A 16300-nucleotide genomic window follows, 5' to 3' on the forward strand; every position below is an offset into this window, starting at 1 on the left:
CGGAAATGCGCCCTGGCCTTGCACCAGCGCAAGCATGGGGCGGCGAAGACCGGGACGAGGCAATTAGGGTGACTGGCAAGACGCAAACAACACCCGATCTGCCGGCCGAAGTTGCGCGCGCAGTCAAGGATGTTGACCGGCTCGCTGTGCTGCACGGGTTGGAGATGCTGGATACGGCGCCCGACCCCGATTTCGACCGGGTCAGCAGCCTTGCCGCGGCGGTGATGCAGGCGCCGATGGCCCTGGTCACACTCGTCGACCTCGAACGGCAGTGGTTCAAATCCTGCTTCGGCCTGGACGAGACCGAAACGGCGACCCACGTCTCGTTTTGCGCCCATGCGATTTCCGCCGGCGACGAGCCCATGGTGGTCGTGGATGCAACGACGGACCCCCGTTTCAAGACCAACCGGCTGGTCACCGGAAAACATCATGTCCGCTTCTATGCCGGCGCGCCGATGATCGTGGCAGGTGCCCGCATCGGTACTCTGTGCGTGCTCGACCGCGAGCCGCATGGTTTTCCATCCCGCGCCGAGCTCGACCAGTTGAAGGCGCTCGCCAGCCTCGCCGCCAGCCTGTTCACCCTCAAGGATGCAACCCGCAGCGGCGCGATCGCCGAGGCCGCACTGGTGCGCGAGGAAAAACGACGCGCCATCGCACTCGATGCGGCGTCGCTCGCCAGTTGGGCATGGGACATCCGCACCGATATCATCGAATGCGACACATTGATGTCGGAGCTGTTCAGCCTGCCGCGCTCCAACCGGCTGCGCGCACGTGACATCCTCGCCGCCATCGATCCGCGTGACGTCTACCAGACCGAAACCCGCTTTCGCGACGCCCTGACCGGCAGCGACGACTATTTCGGCGAATACCGGGTGAAGGGCTTTCATCCGCCGCGCTGGCTCGCCACGCGCGGCCGTGTGATCGAGCGTGACGGCGACGGCAAGCCGACATTGATCTTCGGCGTCAACTACGACATCTCCGAGCTCAAGCTCGGCGACGAACGGCAACGGCTGCTGCTGCGTGAGCTCAACCATCGCGTCAAGAACACTTTGGCGACCGTCCAGGCGCTGGCAACCCAGACCGTGCGCCACGCCCGCCAGCCAAGCCAGTTCCTCGAGGCCTTCGGCGCCAGGCTTCAGGCCTTGGGCATCGCCCACAATCTGTTGTCGGACCGCGAGTGGCGTGGCATCGGCATCAGTGAACTCGTCCAAATCGAGGTCAAACCTTTCGAAACGGCCGAGCAGCCGCGCATGACGATCTCCGGCGACGACCTGCTGCTGTCGCCCGACCAGGCCATCGGGCTTGGCCTGATCCTGCATGAACTCGCCAGCAACGCGCTGAAATATGGCTCGCTGTCGGTGCCGTCAGGCAGGGTCGACCTCGGCTGGAGGATGCAAGGCAGGAGGGATGCCCGGCGTCTTGTGCTGACCTGGCGCGAAAGCGGCGGCCCGCAAGTCGCTCCGCCGGATCGGCACGGCTTCGGCTCGATCCTCATTCGCCGCAGCCTGGCCAAGGTCATTTCCAGCGAAGTGACCCATGAATTCCGGCCGGAAGGCGTGTTTGCCGAAATATCGACGCCCCTCGAAGAGCTGTCGAAGTGACCTCCCAACAGCTCTACTTCCGCTCGCTCTCATCCGGATCGTCGGATTTCACGTTCTCGCGGTAGATGGCGTAGGCCGCGAGTGCCACGGCCGGCCCCAGAATGACGCCGAGACCGCCTTTTCCCTTAAGCAGGCTCGGCAGCACGGCGAGTGCGGCGGTGATGCCGATCGCCTTCATGTCGGCATTGCGGCGCCGCGCCCGGCGCCGGGCGCGCGAGCCTGCCGATATCCGGTAGACCAGCAGGACAACCCCGGCAAGCACCAGAAAACCGACGCCGAACCCCAGTGCCGCGGCAAGCGGCCCATAGCGCATCGCCGTCCAGATATAGGCGGCCCCGACAAGAAAGCCGAGACCGCAAAGTGCGGCGGCCATGGCGATCACATAGACGATTGCCGCCGTGCGCGCCCGGTATATGGCGGCCACGGTCTCCCCCGAGGCGAGACCCGAGATCAGGGTTGCCAGCATTCCCATCCGAAGCGCGACTAGCGACGCGCGATGAGCGCGAAAAGGAAGCCGACGCCGGCGGCGATCGCCAGTGACGTCACCGGCTTTTCGCGTACACTTGCCATCATCTGCGCTTCGATGTCCTTGGCATTGCTGCGCAGGCTATCAAAGGCTGCTTCGCCCTGCGCACGCAACTGCTCGACCCCTTCCGTGGCTGCGCGGCGCGCGGTGCCATAACCATGCTCGCCGGTCTTGGCCAGTTGTTTGGTGAGCTTGTCGATGTCGGCCTTCAACTGCCTGATGTCGGCTTCCAGGTCCGCATTTGCACGGGCGTCGTTTGCGGTCTTTCCTGCGGCAGTGGCCATGGCTTAACTCCTTGTGATTGCTTGGTTTCAAACGCGCTGCCCGCCGCAAGGTTCCGGCATTGGGGACAAAGTAGCCGAAAACGCATCGGCGCGCACCCGGTCCGTCGGCTCCGGCAAGAGACGCTTCCTCAGATTAATGGCCGGCGCGCTTCACCCAGCCCTTCCCAGCCGGCGAGCCGCTTGAGGCCTTCATTGTCGGAGACCACGCAGCCGCCGTCGCGCCAGACGATCAGCTTGCGATCCATCAGCTTGCGGATCGTCTTGTTAGTGTGAACCAGCGACAGGCCGAGCGTATCGGCAATGTGCTGTTGCGTGATCGGTATCTGGACAGATTGGTTGCCATTCAGTCCGACGACCTTGGCGCGGCTGCCGATGAAGGCGATGAGATAGGCAGCGCGCTCGATCGCACTGCGGCGCCCGAGGCTGAGCAGGTTCTCGTCCAGCATCCGCTCTTCACGCGATGCGATCCAGGTGATGTCATAGGCCAGCCCGGGATGATTGCGGTACAGCTCATGCAGATATTCGCGCTCGAAAACACACAGCAGCATCGGCGACAGTGCCTCCACGGAATGCTGCATCTCGCCCATCACACTGCCTTGCAGGCCGATCAGATCGCCGGGCATGAGATAGTTGAGGATTTGGCGGCGGCCGTCCCGCAACAACTTGTAGCGAAACGCCCAGCCGGAGAGCACGGTGTAGAGATGGGCGCTATGGCTTCCCTCCACCAGCACCGTGCCACCCTTTTCGACTGCGAGTTCGCCCTTCTTGAATTTGCTGATGAAGGCCAGTTCCTGTTTTTCGAAATCGCGGAAAATCGGCAACGGCCGCAATGGGCAGTTCTCGCAAGGATATTGGCGGCTGGAGAAAGCGCTATTGTTCTGGACTGACATTTCGACCCCCTTCGAAAGCCCGCTCTTGGAGGAGCGCGTTTCCCGTTGCAAGGATTGAGATTCCGCCCGCTTGCCACATGTCTTTTTTAAATGACAGCAAGCGAATTAGCGATCATGACTCCGGCGTTTCAAGGAGTCTTTGCCTGTGCCCACATTGCTTGACGGATTGCGGATTCTGGTCCTGGAGGACGAATTTCTGATCGCCATGGATGTCGAGCAGCTTTGCCGCGACCATGGCGCCGATGAGGTGGTGATCGCCCGTGACCTGACCGAGGTCGATGGCCGCGAGGTCGCCACGCGATTCGATGCAGCCATTGTCGACTTGATGCTGGGCGGTGTCTCGACGATCGATTTCGCCTCCGGCCTGCGCGCGGCAGGCATACCTTTCGTGTTTGCGTCGGGCTATTCGGATGCAGAGGAGATCAAGGCATCGTTTCCGGGCGTCAGGCTGATTGGCAAACCTTATTCGGGTGAAGACCTCGTGCAAGCGGTCGCCGCGGCCTGCGGACGCGCTTGAGACACGATCGCGGTCAGCTTGCCGGCGAGCTCGTTACCTGGGCCGAAATTGCGTCCGGACCATACTCGTCCTCGCCTGATATTTTCAGGATCTCCTGCAAGCGCGTACGGGCTCGGCTGACGCGGCTCTTGATCGTCCCCACCGCGCAACCGCAGATCTCGGCGGCCTCCTCGTAGGAGAAACCAGACGCGCCGATGAGGATGATGGCTTCGCGTTGGTCCTCCGGCAATTGTTCCAGCGCCCCACGAAAATCCTTCAGGTCAAGCTGGCCGTGCTGAGCCGGATGAACGGCAAGCCTGGCCGTCATGATACCGTCGCTGTCCTGCACTTCGCGCCCGCGCTTGCGCATCTGCGAATAGAACTCGTTGCGCAGGATGGTGAAAAGCCAGGCCTTGAGGTTGGTGCCGGGCTGGAAGCTCTCATGCTTGTCCCAAGCCTTGACGAGCGTTTCCTGGACGAGGTCGTCGGCTTTATCGGCATTTTGAGTCAGCGACACGGCGAACGCGCGCAGACTTGGGATTGCCCCAAGCAGATCGGTCTTGAAGCCTTGGGAGACCGCGGCCATGCCTCAGTCCTTCTTCTGTGCGGGTTCAGCCTGTTCCAGCTGGCTAAGCAACTGGGAAAAGCGATCCGGCACATCGTCGGAGACCAGCGCGTCGTAATATTGTTTGAGTTTGCGTCCGATTTCGGAGTTCGGTCCAAGAGCATCACCAGAACCGTTCCGGCGCCTGCTCTCGGCGCCAGCCAGAATATCTTTCGTCATATCCTTCATTTTGCCCTTGTATTCCCAGCGCTCAAGCCGCTCTTATCATACTCAACACAACGCAAGCGGCGCCCTCGTCTGGTTGCCCATCCCGACCACAAACGCCACTCCCCGGCTTTTGTTCCGTCGAGGCGGAACTTTTTCAAAAAATCCGCGTTAACGTCAGGGCTTGCAGTCAGCTTGACCTATGCAATCACGTCATTCTGAGGGAGACGTCTTACCATGAGCTTATCCGCCACCATCGCACCACATCTGCCCTTCCTGCGCCGCTTCTCGCGGGCTGTTTCCGGGTCGCAAGAGAGTGGTGATGCGCTGGTAGCCGCGATGCTCGAGGCCATCATCGCCGATATCGAGATATTTCCCGAAGCATCGAGCGACCGCATCGCGCTGTACAAGGTTTTCGCCAAGCTGTTCACATCCGTCGCCATCCGCGTCCCGCAGGAGCAGGCGCAATCGGCGTGGGAACAGCGCACCGCCGCCAATCTGAATGCGATCGCGCCGCGGCCTCGTCAGGCCTTTCTGCTCGTGGCTGTCGAAGGCTTCAGCGAGGACGAAGCGGCTGAGATCCTCGACGTCGGCGACCAGGAGTTTTCAGAGCTGCTTGCCCAGGCGAGCAACGAGATATCCCGTCAGGTGGCAACCGACGTTCTGATCATCGAGGATGAACCACTGATCGCCATGGATATCGAAGAAATGGTAGAGAGCCTCGGGCACCGCGTCGTTGGAACGGCGCGCACCCATGCCGAGGCAGTGATGATGTTCGGCAAGACACGGCCGAAGATGGTGCTGGCCGACATCCAGCTTGCCGACGGCAGTTCCGGCATCGAGGCCGTGAACGAGATCCTGTCATCGACGTCGGTGCCGGTCATCTTCATCACCGCCTTCCCCGAGCGCCTCTTGACTGGCGAACGGCCGGAACCGGCCTTTCTGGTCACCAAGCCGTTCAATCCCGACATGGTCAAGGCGCTGATCAGCCAGGCACTGTTCTTTGACCGCCAGGCGAAAGCCGCCGCATAGTCGTGAATTGGGGAAGTGGTAATCGTGCCGCCTGATGCACGCGGGCGGCGACGGTGAAATTCCTGCGCGCTTCCTGCTTGAACGATTTGCAAGCTCGGTCTTTTTCGGCAAAGGGTGGGAACAAACCGCAGCCACCCACGTTTTTATCGCACCATTCGAAGGAGATGCATCATGCTTTACTGGGCGCTCGTATTTCTCGTCGTTGCGATCATCGCCGGCGCGCTTGGTTTCGGCGGCATCGCCGGTACATCTGCCGGCATAGCGCAGATATTGTTTTTCATCTTCCTCGCTTTCCTGGTCATTTCGCTTCTTGCGGGCCTGTTCAAACGGGCTTCATAACAACGAACGGCCGAACACTGGAAGCCGCACCCCTCAAACGGTTTCCAGCCACCGCCGGGCGGTGTCCTAAAGGACGCCGTCCGGCGGACCGTTTTTTGGCGGCGGGTTCGGGAAACCTGTTTGGAACCCATTCACCGGTGAGCCGTTCAGCCTGAATTGGGTGGACAGTTTGGCCGATGGGTTCCAGGACCGGAAACAGGAAGGACGACGTGCAAAGCGATGAAGTCATCGCCCTCCATCCTGCCGAAAGCGGCATGCAGCTCGGCCGCGCCCTTCTTCACGCGTTGCACAATGCCGGCATTTCCGTTCTCTACCAGGATCGCGAGATGAAAACCGTATGGGCGCGCAACATGCGTGCGCCCTGGGTTTCGGACACCACCGACAGCATCGGTATTCTGCCGGAGGCGCAGGCCGACCGCATCGGCGCGGCCAAGCGCGACGTCATTGCATCCGGCAACCCCCAACGTCTCGAGATCAGCGTTCCCGTCGAGGATGGCAGCCGCTGGTTTGAGGTCTGGATCGATGCCGACCACGGCGACGGCGGCACGGTGCAAGGCGTCGTCACCACAATGGTCGAGACGACCGAGCAAAAGCGCCGCGAGCAGACCCTGACGACGCTGTTGCGGGAGGTAAGCCATCGCTCCAAAAACCTGCTGGCGATCATCCAGAGCATAGCCACCCAGACCGGTCGCTACTCCGACAGCATCGGCGATTTCCTGACACGCTTTCGCGGCCGGCTGCAATCGCTGGCTTCGTCCCAGGATCTCGTGACCTCTTCCAACTGGCGGGGTGCAGCACTTCGCGAACTCGTATCGGGCCAGGTGGGCCGCTACGGCGGCGATCCGGTTCGCAGCCTGAGATTTCAGGGGGCAAACCCCTATCTCAATCCCAACGCTGCCCTGCATATCGGCCTTGCGATGCATGAACTCGCCGTCAATTCGGTGAGCTATGGCGCCCTGTCGCGGCCCGATGGATTCGTCGATGTTACAGCTAACCTGACCGCCGCCGACACGGGAACCTCCCTGTCCCTGACATGGGCCGAGGCAATCGGAGCCAGTGATGTTAGGCGTAGCGAGAAGCGCTTCGGCAGCGTCGCACTCGAACGGGTCGTGCCGACATCGCTGAACGGAACGGCGACGCTCGAAATCGCGGCTGGCCGTCTCGAGTACCGCCTTGTCGTTCCGCACGGCAATTTCGAGACGGATTGAGCGACCCGAGCTTCCTTAACCAGCTGTTCACCATAAAAGCAGATGCTGTTTTTCCCAGATACCGCTGGAACTTGTTGCATCACCGAACATTTCCGCAGCAGGATTGCAGCATGGTGCGGGAGGAATGCCTTGACGGTTGCCGACATGAACAGACTGGAGCAGGCCGCCCGGATTTCCATGGGCGAGTTTGAGGACTCCGAGGCATCCGCGCCACCGCTGGCCCCTGTTCCCAATGGGGCCTTGCGCCTTGTCGCGCTGGGCCTGCTGGCCGTGATCGCGGTGGTCGCCCTGTACCAATTGGTCTGAGGCCAGCTCGTTTCGGCCGGTGACAGAATCGATTGTCGCCCTCTTACTTCCCTGCCCGGCCCAGCGAGCCAGGAACTTTGGCGAATGTAGACCGTTACTATGGCGAGAGGACTTCCCGCCATGGAACATATCGCTGCATTGCTGCTGGTCATCGGTTGCTCGAACACGATGGCCGACTGCCGTGAACTCCAGGTGCCCAGAAGCGTTTTCGCGAGCGCCGAGCAATGCGTGGCCGAACGCCCGTTCGCCTTGGGCGACGTGCAAGGGCAGGCTGACAACATCGTCGCCAAATGCCTTGCCGTCGATCCGGCGCTTGAAGACGACTATGATAAGATCGTCTGGAATGTGCGCGCCGATGGTACGCTTGACGCGTCTTTGGCAATTTCCAGCCTCGTAATGGCGTCGAACGCGGCACGCCCAGAAAAAGACTATCTTCACCAACAATAGATTGCAGCAGCAAAGGCCGTCATTTCATGCTAAATGGCAGCTGGAGCTTTACCAAGTGAGGACAAAAAGTGAGGAGTGACTCTATGCGGAAGATGATTATTGCACTGGTTGCGGTGGTTGCCGTCAGCGGCTGCACCTCGACCGAGCAGGACGTGGTTGGCGGCGGCTTGATCGGCGCCGGTGTCGGCGGCTTGGTCGGCGGCGGCAAGGGTGCGCTGATCGGCGCGGCCGTTGGTGCCGGTTCCGGCCTGCTGGTGCGCAATCTGCGCAACGGCTATTGCCAATATCGCGATCATCGCGGCCGGATCTACACGGCTCGCTGCAACTAATTCGGCGATCATCGAAACGTCGATCCGGAGGCCGGTCCGCTGGCCTTCGGATTTTTCATGTCTGGACGCTTGATCCTTTTCGGGTGAAGGTCGCGCTCAGTTGGCGAGTGGAATTTTGATTTCCACGTTCAGCCCATTGGCCTGGTAATCGCGTTTAATCGTACCGCGCAGTTCGCGCGTCACGTTGAGATCGATCAGCTTGGTGCCGAATCCGGTCTTGGCTGGCGCTTCGAGTTTCGTCTGCCCGTTTTCGCGCCAATTGAGAGCCAGCGTCCTGTCGCGCCCGCGCCCTTCGACCGACCAGTCCACTTTCAGCGCGCCGACGGAATTGCCGGCTTCGCCGTATTTCAGCGCATTCGTCGCCAGTTCGTGGAAGGTCAGGCCGAGCGCTTGCGTCGTGGTTTCGTCGAGCAGCACCTGTGGTCCCGACAACAGCTCATCGGGTAGCTCCTTGCCGAACACCTGACCCAGCTCGATGCGCAGGAGATCGCCAAGATCGGCCTTCTGCCAGCGCGAGCGCGTCAGCATATCCTGGGACGCCGCCATCGCCTGCAGCCTGGCCGAGAAGGATGCGGAAAACTCGTTGACGTCGGTAGCCCGCGACGCCGTCTGGCGCGCGATAGCCAGCACCCTGGTAATCGAATTCTTGATGCGATGCTTCATCTCCTGCAGCATCAGGTCTTTTTCGATCAGGCTCTTTTCCGTCGTTTCGTGCAATCGCGACGCTGCCTCATAGGCCCGCTCCTGATAGCGCGCCACCAGCGCGATGGCGCCCGCCAACAGCAGGCCGAACAGCCCCAGCATCACCGGAATGGCGCGCGACGACGGCTGCGAGAAGGCGCTTGTCGGCCGGAACAGGACAGTCCACGGCCGTCCGGCGACGATGATCTTTCGGGTGACCAGCAGCCTGTCGCCGAAAGTCGACGCCGGCGGCGTCTCCGACCGGAACAGCAGATTATCGCCGTTCACGGCACCATCGCCATCATAGATTTCGGTGTTGACCGGCAGCAACGGCGACCGGCTGAGCGCGGTCTGGAACAGATCGCGAGCCCGAAAGGCCGCATACAGAAAACCGGCCGTCGAGGATCTCGAAGCATTGATGACGTCGGGAGCGGTTTCGACATTGAGCCGCACGAAAACGAAGAAGCCGGTGAACGTCTGCGCGGCGCCCGTGTCCTGGCCCAATTGCACCAGCCCGCTGGCGTGCTGCTGGTCGTCGGACATCGCCTTTTCGATCGCCACACGCCGCGCCGGTTCGCTGAACATGTCATAGCCGATGCCGGCTTGATTGGATGGATCCAGCGGTTCGAACAGCACGATAGGGGTGCGCCAGGGTTGAGTGGTATCCGGATAGATTGGATGACTGTCGCCATAATCGTGCAGCATATCGCGTTCGACCGTCGCCTCGTCGCCCGCCTTTGCCAGCCTGAGGAAGCCGATACCGCGCAAGCCGGCGAAATTCTTGTCGACATCGAGCGCGTTGAAGAACGCCTTGAACTCATTGCGAGAAATATCGCCATTGCGGGCGTCGAACAGGGCCTGCGTTGAGCGCAGCAGCGACAGATGCAGGTCGATGCGGCTCTCGATCCGGTTGAGCGCATCGTCGGCAGTCGCCTCGAACTTGATGCGCGCGGCTTCCTGCGTGGCGAAATAGGCAAAACCTGCCATCACCATGCTGATCAGCGCGACGGCGATAAAGGCGATGATCGGAAAAAGCTTCTTCAACGGATCGTGCGGTCCCTGAGCAATGTCGGACCTTTATGGGCAAGTCGCCGTGCCAACACAATGCCAAGGCCAAGCCATCCTTACGGCTGGCATATCACGTGTCCGGCAACCGCGATCTGGCTCGATCTCAGGCCGCTATCTTCAGCGCGCCCGGTCCGGGAATGGCGCCCGGCGGGCATTTGCCCAGAATGATCATCCCCAGCACCTCGTCCTGGGTGACATCGGTGGTGCGGGCGGTGCCGACGACCTGGCCGTTCTTCATGACGCAGACCCGGTCGGCAAGCTCGAACACATCGTGGATGTCGTGGCTGATCAGGAAGATGCCGATGCCGTCGGACTTGAGCTGCTTGACCAGTTCGCCGACCTGCGCCGTTTCCTGCGGACCAAGCGCCGCCGTCGGCTCGTCCATGATCAGGATGCGGGCGTTGAACAGGATCGCACGCGCGATCGCCACCGATTGCCGCTGGCCGCCCGACAGCTTGATCACCGGCTCCTTGAAGCGCTGGAACCGGGGATTGAGCCGACCCATCACCTTGCGCGCCTCGGCCTCCATGGCAACGTCGTCGAGCGTGCCCCAGGCGGTCATCAGCTCGCGGCCGAGGAACAGATTGGCGGCGGCATCGACATTGTCGGCCAACGCCAGCGTCTGGTAGATCGTCTCGATGCCATATTTCTTGGCGTCGCGTGGATTGGAGATCGATGCCTCCTCGCCGTTGACGAAGATCTGGCCCGAATCGCGCTTGTAGGCGCCGGACAGGATCTTGATCAATGTCGACTTGCCGGCGCCATTATGGCCGAGCAGCGCCACGACCTCGCCGGGGAAAAGATCGATCGAGGCGTCGTCGACGGCGCGGATGCCGCCAAACGCGATCGAGATGTTCCTCATGTCGATCAGCGCGGTGGCTGCAGGAGCAGTCTTGTCAATCATGGCATGCCCTCCTAGACGCGCTTGCGATAGACGGTGTCGAGCCACACGGCGATGACCAGTACGGCCCCGACGACGATGCTCTGCAGCGGCGAGTCGACGCCGAGCAGCACCATGCCGGACTGCAGCGACTGCATCAGCAGCGCGCCCAGCATGGCGCCGATGATCGTTCCCGATCCGCCGGCAAGCGACGTGCCGCCGATTACGGCGGCTGCAATGACCAGCAGTTCGTCGAGCGTTCCAAGCACGTTGGTGGCCGAATTCTGCCGGGCCGAGGAGATTGCCGCGGCGATCGTGGCCAGCACGCCCATGATCATGAACACCTTCATGGTGATCCAGCGCGTGTTGATGCCGGCGAGATTGGCCGCCTCGGGATTGCCGCCGATGGCAAAGACATAGCGGCCGAAGCGGGTGCGGTTGGTGATGAAGGTCATGACCAGCCCGACGGCGACCGCCATCAGCACCGGTATGGCGATACCGTGGGCGATGAACAGGCCGCCTTCGGGAAGGGTGATGTTGTTGGCGGCCGCATATCTGTTCACGATGCCGATCGGCCAGGGATAGGAATTGGCGAGCCAGACCGCGCCCATGATGGCGCCGCAGGTGACGACTCCGAGCAGCGTCTCGGCCCAGATCGGACGTAGCGGAAACCGGAAACGCTTGCGCTGCACCCGGCCGTTGAACAGCCCAAACACCACGGCGAGGCAGGCGACGATCCCGACGACCCAGCTCCAGGTCGCGCCGATCGATCCCGCCGGCCCGCCGCCCATCAGCTGAAAGGTGGCGTCGAGCGGCGCCACGGTCTGGCCTGACGTGACCCACCAGGCCGCACCGCGCCAGACCAGCAGGCCACCCAGCGTCACGATAAAGGCGGGCACTTCGAGATAGGCGATGACGAAGCCTTGAAAGGCGCCGATCAACAGGCCAAGCGCCAGGCCGATGACCAGCGCCAGGACCCAGATCCACGGATTGCCGAGTTCGAGCCCGACAAAGCGCACCAGGAAATGAACCTGAGCAAATCCCATTACCATGCCGATCAGGCCCTCGGCGGAACCGACCGACAGGTCGATGTTGCGCATGACGATGACCAGCACCATGCCGCAGGCCATGATGGCAACCGCGGATGTCTGCACCGACAGGTTCCACAGATTGCGCGGCGTGAGAAAGGTGCGGCTGTCGAAATCGAGCGGGTTGACGCCCAGGCGCAGGCTGGAAATGACATGCAGCCCAATCCAGATGACCAGCAGCGCACCGATCATGCCGAGCATGCGGGTGTCGATCTCGGTCGCCTTCAGGAACCGGGCGACGGCCCCGAGTTCCGACGCGCGCGCCGTATCGGCCTGTGGGTTGGACGTCGTATCGGTCATGATTTCCTCCCACCGACTGGCCGTCTGACGCGCATGCCGGAGCCCAGCCTAGAAGCTATCCGCATGATGCGGAAACACAAAAGTTTTTGAGAAAACGCCGCGGCTTTTGGGCCGCGGCGTTGAGAATGCAGGCACAAGCCAGCTTTTAGTTGCAGGCCGCGACGGTGCCGGCAGCGACGCCCGTGCAGACTTCTTCCTTCTTGATCCAGCCAGCGTCGATGACGAGGTTGAGATTGTCCTTGGTGATGGCAATCGGGGTCAGGAACAGCGACTTGACGGTGTTGCCGCCCGGCGTCGTGAAGTCCTTGGCGCCGGCAATGTCGCCGGTCTTCTTGCCGTCTGCGAGCTGCGAAGCGATCTCGGCGGCGGTCTTGCCGAGCTCACGCGCGTCCTTCCATACCGAAACGGTCTGCGTGCCGAGCGCGATACGGTTCAGCGCGGCGTGGTCGCCGTCCTGACCCGAGACCGGCACTGTGCCGGCAAGGCCTTGCGCCGTCAGCGCCGCGACGACGCCACCGGCGGTGCCGTCATTGGCCGCGACCACCGCGTCGACCTTGTTGTCGTTGGCGGTCAGGAACTGTTCCATGTTCTTCTGGGCGTTGGCGGGCAGCCAGCCATCCGTGTAGGCTTCGCCGACATTCTTGATCTTGCCGCTGTCGATGGCTTCCTTGAGCACTTCCATCGAGCCCGAGAACAGGAAGTCGGCATTGGGATCGGCACCGGAGCCCTTGATGAAGACGTAGTTGCCTTCCGGCTTGACCTTGAACACTTCGCGGGCCTGCATGCGGCCGACTTCCTTGTTGTCGAAGGTCAGATAGAAGACGTCCTTGTTTTCGATCAACCGGTCATAGCCGACGACCGGAATGCCTTCGTCCAGCGCCTTCTGCACCGCAGGGCCGATGGCCGAGGCGTCCTGCGCCAGGATGATCAGCGAATTGGCGCCCTGCGAAATCAGGCTTTCGACATCGGTGAGCTGCTTGCCGGGATTGGACTGCGCATCGGCGGAGATGTACTTGTCGCCGGCGGCCTCGATCGCCGTCTTCATGGCGGCCTCGTCGGTCTTCCAACGCTCTTCCTGGAAATTGGACCACGAAACGCCGACGACCTTGTCCTTCGCCTGCGCGACAGACGCGAGCGTCAGCGACATGGCGGCACCCGCCAGGATGGCGGCTGTGAATCTTTTCATATTATCCTCCCTGCGCCGCGTATGGCGCGACCAAACTGACCCGAGGGCCGGCACAGAAGCCCTATTTTTTCGAGCCTCGAAAAAACACTGGGCCAACGTCCGAACGCTGTCAACATCGATTCTGATGGATTTTGATGTCATTTCGAGTTTTTTTCGAGTCTCGGAATAAATAAATGACAGGGCGTGCAGCTTCTGCCAGTATTTACCTGCGTCACCGACAGCGTTCCAGGGCAGGAAGAACCGCGGCGACCGGGAGGACGTGAAAGAACATGTCGGTCGGAATCCGCCACGACGATCTGCGTCGCCGCAACCGGGCGATGGTAATTGCGGCCGTGCGCCAGGCCGGACAACCGTCCCGCACCGAAATCGCCGCGACCACAAGCCTCAGCCATTCGACCATCTCGGCGATTTCCTCCGACTTGATCGTCGAAGGCATCCTGACCGAAAGCAAGCCGAGCGAGGCCGGCTCGCTCAAACGCGGCCGGCCGCAGGTCGGCCTCAGCCTCAATCCGGAAGCGGCCGCGGTAATGACCGTGGTGCTGTCGCTGAACTTCCTCTCCGTCGCCGTCATCGACTATGCCGGCCAGGTAGTATCCGAGGAACAGCGCCGGCTGGACACGCTGACGATGTCGCGCGAGTCGCTGATCGGTGAATGCACGGCAATCGTGCGGCGCCGCCTGGCAGATCCCGACCTGGACGTGCGCAGCATCGCCCGCATCGCGCTGGCGATCCAGGGCATTACCGACACCCGTGCCCGCGCCATGCTGTGGTCGCCGATCACGCCGCACACCGATATCGCCTTCGCTGACATATTCGAAGACGCGTTCGGCATCCCCGCCATAATGGAGAACGACTGCAACATGATGGCGGTGGCGCTGCGGTGGCGCGACCCCGATCGTTACCGCGACGATTTCATCGCTATCCTTTTGTCGCACGGCATCGGCATGGGCCTGGTGCTGAAGGGCGAATTGTTCACCGGCACCCATTCCTCGGGCGGCGAATTCGGCCACATGATCCATCGGCCGAACGGCGCGCTCTGCCGCTGCGGACGGCGCGGCTGCGTCGAAGCCTATGCGGGCAATTACGCCATCTGGCGCAACGCCAGGCAGATGGGCGAGGATGCAGAACCCGTCGCCGATGTCAGCGACGCCGACATGCGCGCCCTGGCTGCCGCGGCCCGCGAAGGTGACGGACCCGAACGGGAAGCCTATCGCAAGGCTGGCGAAGCGCTCGGCTACGGCCTCGGCAGCCTGTTCGCGCTGATCGATCCGGCGCCCGTTGCCATGGTCGGCGTCAGCGCGGCCGCCTTCGACCTGATAGAGCCGGCACTGCGCGAGGCGATTGCCCAGACCGCCGGTGGCCAGCACTCAAAATCGATTTCCTTCGACACCGAGCCGAACGAACTGCCACTGATCCGCGAAGGCTGCGCCATGCGGGCACTGATCTTCGTCGATCAAGAGATTTTTGCGCCGGGCGTGCAGGCGAGAGGGAGCGCCGGAAAGAGCGTGGCGTGAGGACCAGGGTCAAAATTGCGCGGTCCGCAACATCTACCGCTCCTTGAAAGCGCGCGCGAAGGAATCGCGCATCGGCCGTACGAGATACTCGAAGAAAGTCCGTTCGCCGGTGCTGATGAACGCTTCTACCGGCATTCCAGGGTAAAGCTGCTCCGCTTTCACGCCGGGCGGCAAGTTGGCGGCAATCTTCAGCTTGGCGCGGAAATAGGGTTCATGCGTAGCCTGATCGATAAGCCGATCTGCGGAAACCTGTGTCACCATGGCTGAAATCTCAGGGGTGAGCCGCATGTTCAACGCTGATAGTCGCAGTCTTGCCGGCTGGCCGACACGAACCTGGTCAATGTCTTTCGGCGGCAGCCGTGCATCGACGATCAAGCCCGATGCCGTAGGCAGAATCTCCATGATCTTCTCGCCGGGGGCAATCACGCTGCCCTTGGAATTGTAGGTGGACGATACCACGATGCCCGCCGCCGGCGCCTTGATCGTCGTCCGCCGCAGCACTGCCTCGGATGCCCGCATCTGTTCGTCAATGTCAGCCAGCGAAGAACGTACCTCGTCGAGTTTCGTCAGGGCTTCCTCCACGCGTTGCGTGGTCAGGCGCTCTATCTGCTCCTGGGCTTCGACGATCTGGGTGTTGGCCGATGCAAGATTTGCCTCCAGCGCCCCTGCCTGCCCGACGAGATCGGCCTCGCTACGCAAAAGCTGTGAATATTCAGTGCGATTGGTGAGGCCCTTGTCCAAAAGGCTGGTCTTGATGCCGAGTTCTTTCTTCACGACTTCGGCCTGTTGCTCAATGGCCTGTTTCTGGGCCTGCAATCCGACAACAGACTGGCGATGCATGGCAACCCGTTGCCTGAGGATCGATTGTTCCGATCGAAATCGGGCGAGCCTGGCGTTGAATTCCTTCTGCTGTTCTTGAACCAGGACCTCGAAATTGTGTTGGAACGGTGCCGGCGCAGCCTCTGTGATTGGCGCAAGCCGATCCAACCCGTCGCGTTCCGCCTCCAGCCGCGAGGCGCTGGCCTTCAACGCGATCGACTGTCTCGTCAGCCGGTTGAGTTCGGCTTGCGCGGCTGTTCGATCCAGCAGGATCAGTTCCTGGGCCTGTTGCACCCGATCACCCTCATGGACGAGCAACTCTTGGATGATGCCGCCCTCGGGATGCTGGATGAGGATGTTCCCGCCTGTCGCCGAGATTGTGCCTTGCGTGATGACCGCGCCGGACAACGGTGCACTGACCGCCCAATAGCCAAAGCAACCCATCAATATCGCCATTGCCGCGTATCCGGCGAATGCCACCCGGCGAATGTCGGTGCGTGCTGTGCCTTCCCGGACGAGGCTCTGTGCTGTCATCTT

19 protein-coding genes are annotated in these 16300 nt (G+C 61.8%); 9 read left to right on the forward strand and 10 right to left on the reverse strand.

Annotation, left to right across the window (positions count from 1 at the left end):
• The first annotated feature begins 68 nt into the window (after positions 1 to 68).
• Positions 69 to 1601, forward strand: a complete 1533-nt coding sequence (locus tag NKH97_RS22575; RefSeq protein ID WP_352798836.1) for a sensor histidine kinase — start codon at positions 69 to 71, stop codon at positions 1599 to 1601.
• A 13-nt stretch (positions 1602 to 1614) separates the two neighbouring features.
• Here the strand turns inward: NKH97_RS22575 and NKH97_RS22580 are convergent, their stop codons facing one another.
• From NKH97_RS22580 to NKH97_RS22590, 3 genes are all read right to left on the reverse strand, one after another.
• Positions 1615 to 2073: a hypothetical protein gene (locus NKH97_RS22580; RefSeq protein ID WP_352442049.1), complete on the reverse strand. Its 459-nt coding sequence runs from the start codon at positions 2071 to 2073 to the stop codon at positions 1615 to 1617.
• 11 nt (positions 2074 to 2084) lie between these two features.
• A complete protein-coding gene (locus NKH97_RS22585; RefSeq protein ID WP_023811001.1) occupies positions 2085 to 2411 on the reverse strand; it encodes an ElaB/YgaM/YqjD family protein in 327 nt (108 codons plus the stop codon).
• 128 nt (positions 2412 to 2539) lie between these two features.
• A complete protein-coding gene (locus tag NKH97_RS22590; protein WP_256747408.1) occupies positions 2540 to 3301 on the reverse strand; it encodes a Crp/Fnr family transcriptional regulator in 762 nt (253 codons plus the stop codon).
• Between the two features lie 205 nt (positions 3302 to 3506).
• Between NKH97_RS22590 and NKH97_RS22595 the strand changes: the two genes are divergently transcribed.
• Positions 3507 to 3818 (forward strand): response regulator, encoded by a 312-nt coding sequence (locus NKH97_RS22595; RefSeq protein ID WP_050592687.1) that lies wholly within the window; start codon positions 3507 to 3509, stop codon positions 3816 to 3818.
• Between the two features lie 13 nt (positions 3819 to 3831).
• Here NKH97_RS22595 and NKH97_RS22600 read toward each other — a convergent pair whose 3' ends face one another.
• A complete protein-coding gene (locus NKH97_RS22600; RefSeq protein WP_013529285.1) occupies positions 3832 to 4383 on the reverse strand; it encodes an RNA polymerase sigma factor in 552 nt (183 codons plus the stop codon).
• Between the two features lie 3 nt (positions 4384 to 4386).
• Entirely contained in the window at positions 4387 to 4590 is a 204-nt protein-coding gene (locus NKH97_RS22605; RefSeq protein ID WP_023810998.1) for a NepR family anti-sigma factor, read from the reverse strand.
• A 213-nt stretch (positions 4591 to 4803) separates the two neighbouring features.
• On the opposite strand from NKH97_RS22605, the gene NKH97_RS22610 reads away from it, so the two are divergent.
• The 6 genes from NKH97_RS22610 to NKH97_RS22635 all read left to right on the forward strand — a co-directional run bounded on the left by NKH97_RS22610 (position 4804) and on the right by NKH97_RS22635 (position 8227).
• A complete protein-coding gene (locus tag NKH97_RS22610) occupies positions 4804 to 5598 on the forward strand; it encodes a response regulator (RefSeq protein ID WP_023810997.1) in 795 nt (264 codons plus the stop codon).
• Between the two features lie 171 nt (positions 5599 to 5769).
• The gene (locus NKH97_RS22615) at positions 5770 to 5937 is read left to right on the forward strand and encodes a DUF1328 domain-containing protein (RefSeq protein WP_013529282.1); all 168 of its coding nucleotides are present in this window, start codon (positions 5770 to 5772) and stop codon (positions 5935 to 5937) included.
• Between the two features lie 176 nt (positions 5938 to 6113).
• Complete coding sequence (locus NKH97_RS22620; RefSeq protein ID WP_164893021.1) at positions 6114 to 7145, forward strand: sensor histidine kinase; 1032 nt, start codon at positions 6114 to 6116, stop codon at positions 7143 to 7145.
• Between the two features lie 129 nt (positions 7146 to 7274).
• Positions 7275 to 7451: a hypothetical protein gene (locus NKH97_RS22625; protein ID WP_127295168.1), complete on the forward strand. Its 177-nt coding sequence runs from the start codon at positions 7275 to 7277 to the stop codon at positions 7449 to 7451.
• Positions 7452 to 7571: 120 nt separating this feature from the next.
• Entirely contained in the window at positions 7572 to 7898 is a 327-nt protein-coding gene (locus NKH97_RS22630; RefSeq protein ID WP_023810995.1) for a hypothetical protein, read from the forward strand.
• A gap of 83 nt (positions 7899 to 7981) precedes the next feature.
• Positions 7982 to 8227 carry a YMGG-like glycine zipper-containing protein gene (locus tag NKH97_RS22635; protein WP_023810994.1) on the forward strand — a complete coding sequence of 82 codons (246 nt, stop codon included), beginning with the start codon at positions 7982 to 7984 and terminating at the stop codon, positions 8225 to 8227.
• Positions 8228 to 8323: 96 nt separating this feature from the next.
• Here the strand turns inward: NKH97_RS22635 and NKH97_RS22640 are convergent, their stop codons facing one another.
• The 4 genes from NKH97_RS22640 to xylF form a co-directional block, all read right to left on the reverse strand.
• Positions 8324 to 9952 carry a CHASE domain-containing protein gene (locus NKH97_RS22640; protein ID WP_128305027.1) on the reverse strand — a complete coding sequence of 543 codons (1629 nt, stop codon included), beginning with the start codon at positions 9950 to 9952 and terminating at the stop codon, positions 8324 to 8326.
• Between the two features lie 127 nt (positions 9953 to 10079).
• Positions 10080 to 10880 (reverse strand): ATP-binding cassette domain-containing protein, encoded by an 801-nt coding sequence (locus NKH97_RS22645; protein ID WP_023810992.1) that lies wholly within the window; start codon positions 10878 to 10880, stop codon positions 10080 to 10082.
• A gap of 11 nt (positions 10881 to 10891) precedes the next feature.
• Positions 10892 to 12244, reverse strand: coding sequence for a sugar ABC transporter permease (locus NKH97_RS22650; protein WP_023810991.1), 1353 nt, complete (start codon positions 12242 to 12244; stop codon positions 10892 to 10894).
• 145 nt (positions 12245 to 12389) lie between these two features.
• On the reverse strand, positions 12390 to 13430 hold the full coding sequence (gene xylF, locus NKH97_RS22655) for a D-xylose ABC transporter substrate-binding protein (RefSeq protein WP_023810990.1): 1041 nt from the start codon (positions 13428 to 13430) through the stop codon (positions 12390 to 12392).
• A 269-nt stretch (positions 13431 to 13699) separates the two neighbouring features.
• On the opposite strand from xylF, the gene NKH97_RS22660 reads away from it, so the two are divergent.
• Positions 13700 to 14944: an ROK family protein gene (locus tag NKH97_RS22660; protein ID WP_128305026.1), complete on the forward strand. Its 1245-nt coding sequence runs from the start codon at positions 13700 to 13702 to the stop codon at positions 14942 to 14944.
• 33 nt (positions 14945 to 14977) lie between these two features.
• On the opposite strand, the gene NKH97_RS22665 is transcribed toward NKH97_RS22660, so the two are convergent.
• A complete protein-coding gene (locus NKH97_RS22665; RefSeq protein WP_128305025.1) occupies positions 14978 to 16297 on the reverse strand; it encodes an HlyD family type I secretion periplasmic adaptor subunit in 1320 nt (439 codons plus the stop codon).
• Positions 16298 to 16300: the final 3 nt, after the last annotated feature.

The sequence above is a fragment of the Mesorhizobium sp. M0870 genome, from assembly GCF_040319775.1.
Lineage (GTDB): Bacteria > Pseudomonadota > Alphaproteobacteria > Rhizobiales > Rhizobiaceae > Mesorhizobium.

Excerpts from the sequence above, each read along its gene's own strand:
- NKH97_RS22580 (WP_352442049.1), bottom strand. The coding sequence starts at position 2,073 with ATGGGAATGCTGGCAACCCTGATCTCGGGTCTCGCCTCGGGGGAGACC.
- NKH97_RS22585 (WP_023811001.1), bottom strand. The coding sequence starts at position 2,411 with ATGGCCACTGCCGCAGGAAAGACCGCAAACGACGCCCGTGCAAATGCG.
- NKH97_RS22590 (WP_256747408.1), bottom strand. The coding sequence starts at position 3,301 with ATGTCAGTCCAGAACAATAGCGCTTTCTCCAGCCGCCAATATCCTTGC.
- NKH97_RS22595 (WP_050592687.1), top strand. The coding sequence starts at position 3,507 with ATGGATGTCGAGCAGCTTTGCCGCGACCATGGCGCCGATGAGGTGGTG.
- NKH97_RS22600 (WP_013529285.1), bottom strand. The coding sequence starts at position 4,383 with ATGGCCGCGGTCTCCCAAGGCTTCAAGACCGATCTGCTTGGGGCAATC.
- NKH97_RS22605 (WP_023810998.1), bottom strand. The coding sequence starts at position 4,590 with ATGAAGGATATGACGAAAGATATTCTGGCTGGCGCCGAGAGCAGGCGC.
- NKH97_RS22610 (WP_023810997.1), top strand. The coding sequence starts at position 4,804 with ATGAGCTTATCCGCCACCATCGCACCACATCTGCCCTTCCTGCGCCGC.
- NKH97_RS22615 (WP_013529282.1), top strand. The coding sequence starts at position 5,770 with ATGCTTTACTGGGCGCTCGTATTTCTCGTCGTTGCGATCATCGCCGGC.
- NKH97_RS22620 (WP_164893021.1), top strand. The coding sequence starts at position 6,114 with ATGGGTTCCAGGACCGGAAACAGGAAGGACGACGTGCAAAGCGATGAA.
- NKH97_RS22630 (WP_023810995.1), top strand. The coding sequence starts at position 7,572 with ATGGAACATATCGCTGCATTGCTGCTGGTCATCGGTTGCTCGAACACG.
- NKH97_RS22635 (WP_023810994.1), top strand. The coding sequence starts at position 7,982 with ATGCGGAAGATGATTATTGCACTGGTTGCGGTGGTTGCCGTCAGCGGC.
- NKH97_RS22645 (WP_023810992.1), bottom strand. The coding sequence starts at position 10,880 with ATGATTGACAAGACTGCTCCTGCAGCCACCGCGCTGATCGACATGAGG.
- NKH97_RS22650 (WP_023810991.1), bottom strand. The coding sequence starts at position 12,244 with ATGACCGATACGACGTCCAACCCACAGGCCGATACGGCGCGCGCGTCG.
- xylF (WP_023810990.1), bottom strand. The coding sequence starts at position 13,430 with ATGAAAAGATTCACAGCCGCCATCCTGGCGGGTGCCGCCATGTCGCTG.
- NKH97_RS22660 (WP_128305026.1), top strand. The coding sequence starts at position 13,700 with ATGTCGGTCGGAATCCGCCACGACGATCTGCGTCGCCGCAACCGGGCG.
- NKH97_RS22665 (WP_128305025.1), bottom strand. The coding sequence starts at position 16,297 with ATGACAGCACAGAGCCTCGTCCGGGAAGGCACAGCACGCACCGACATT.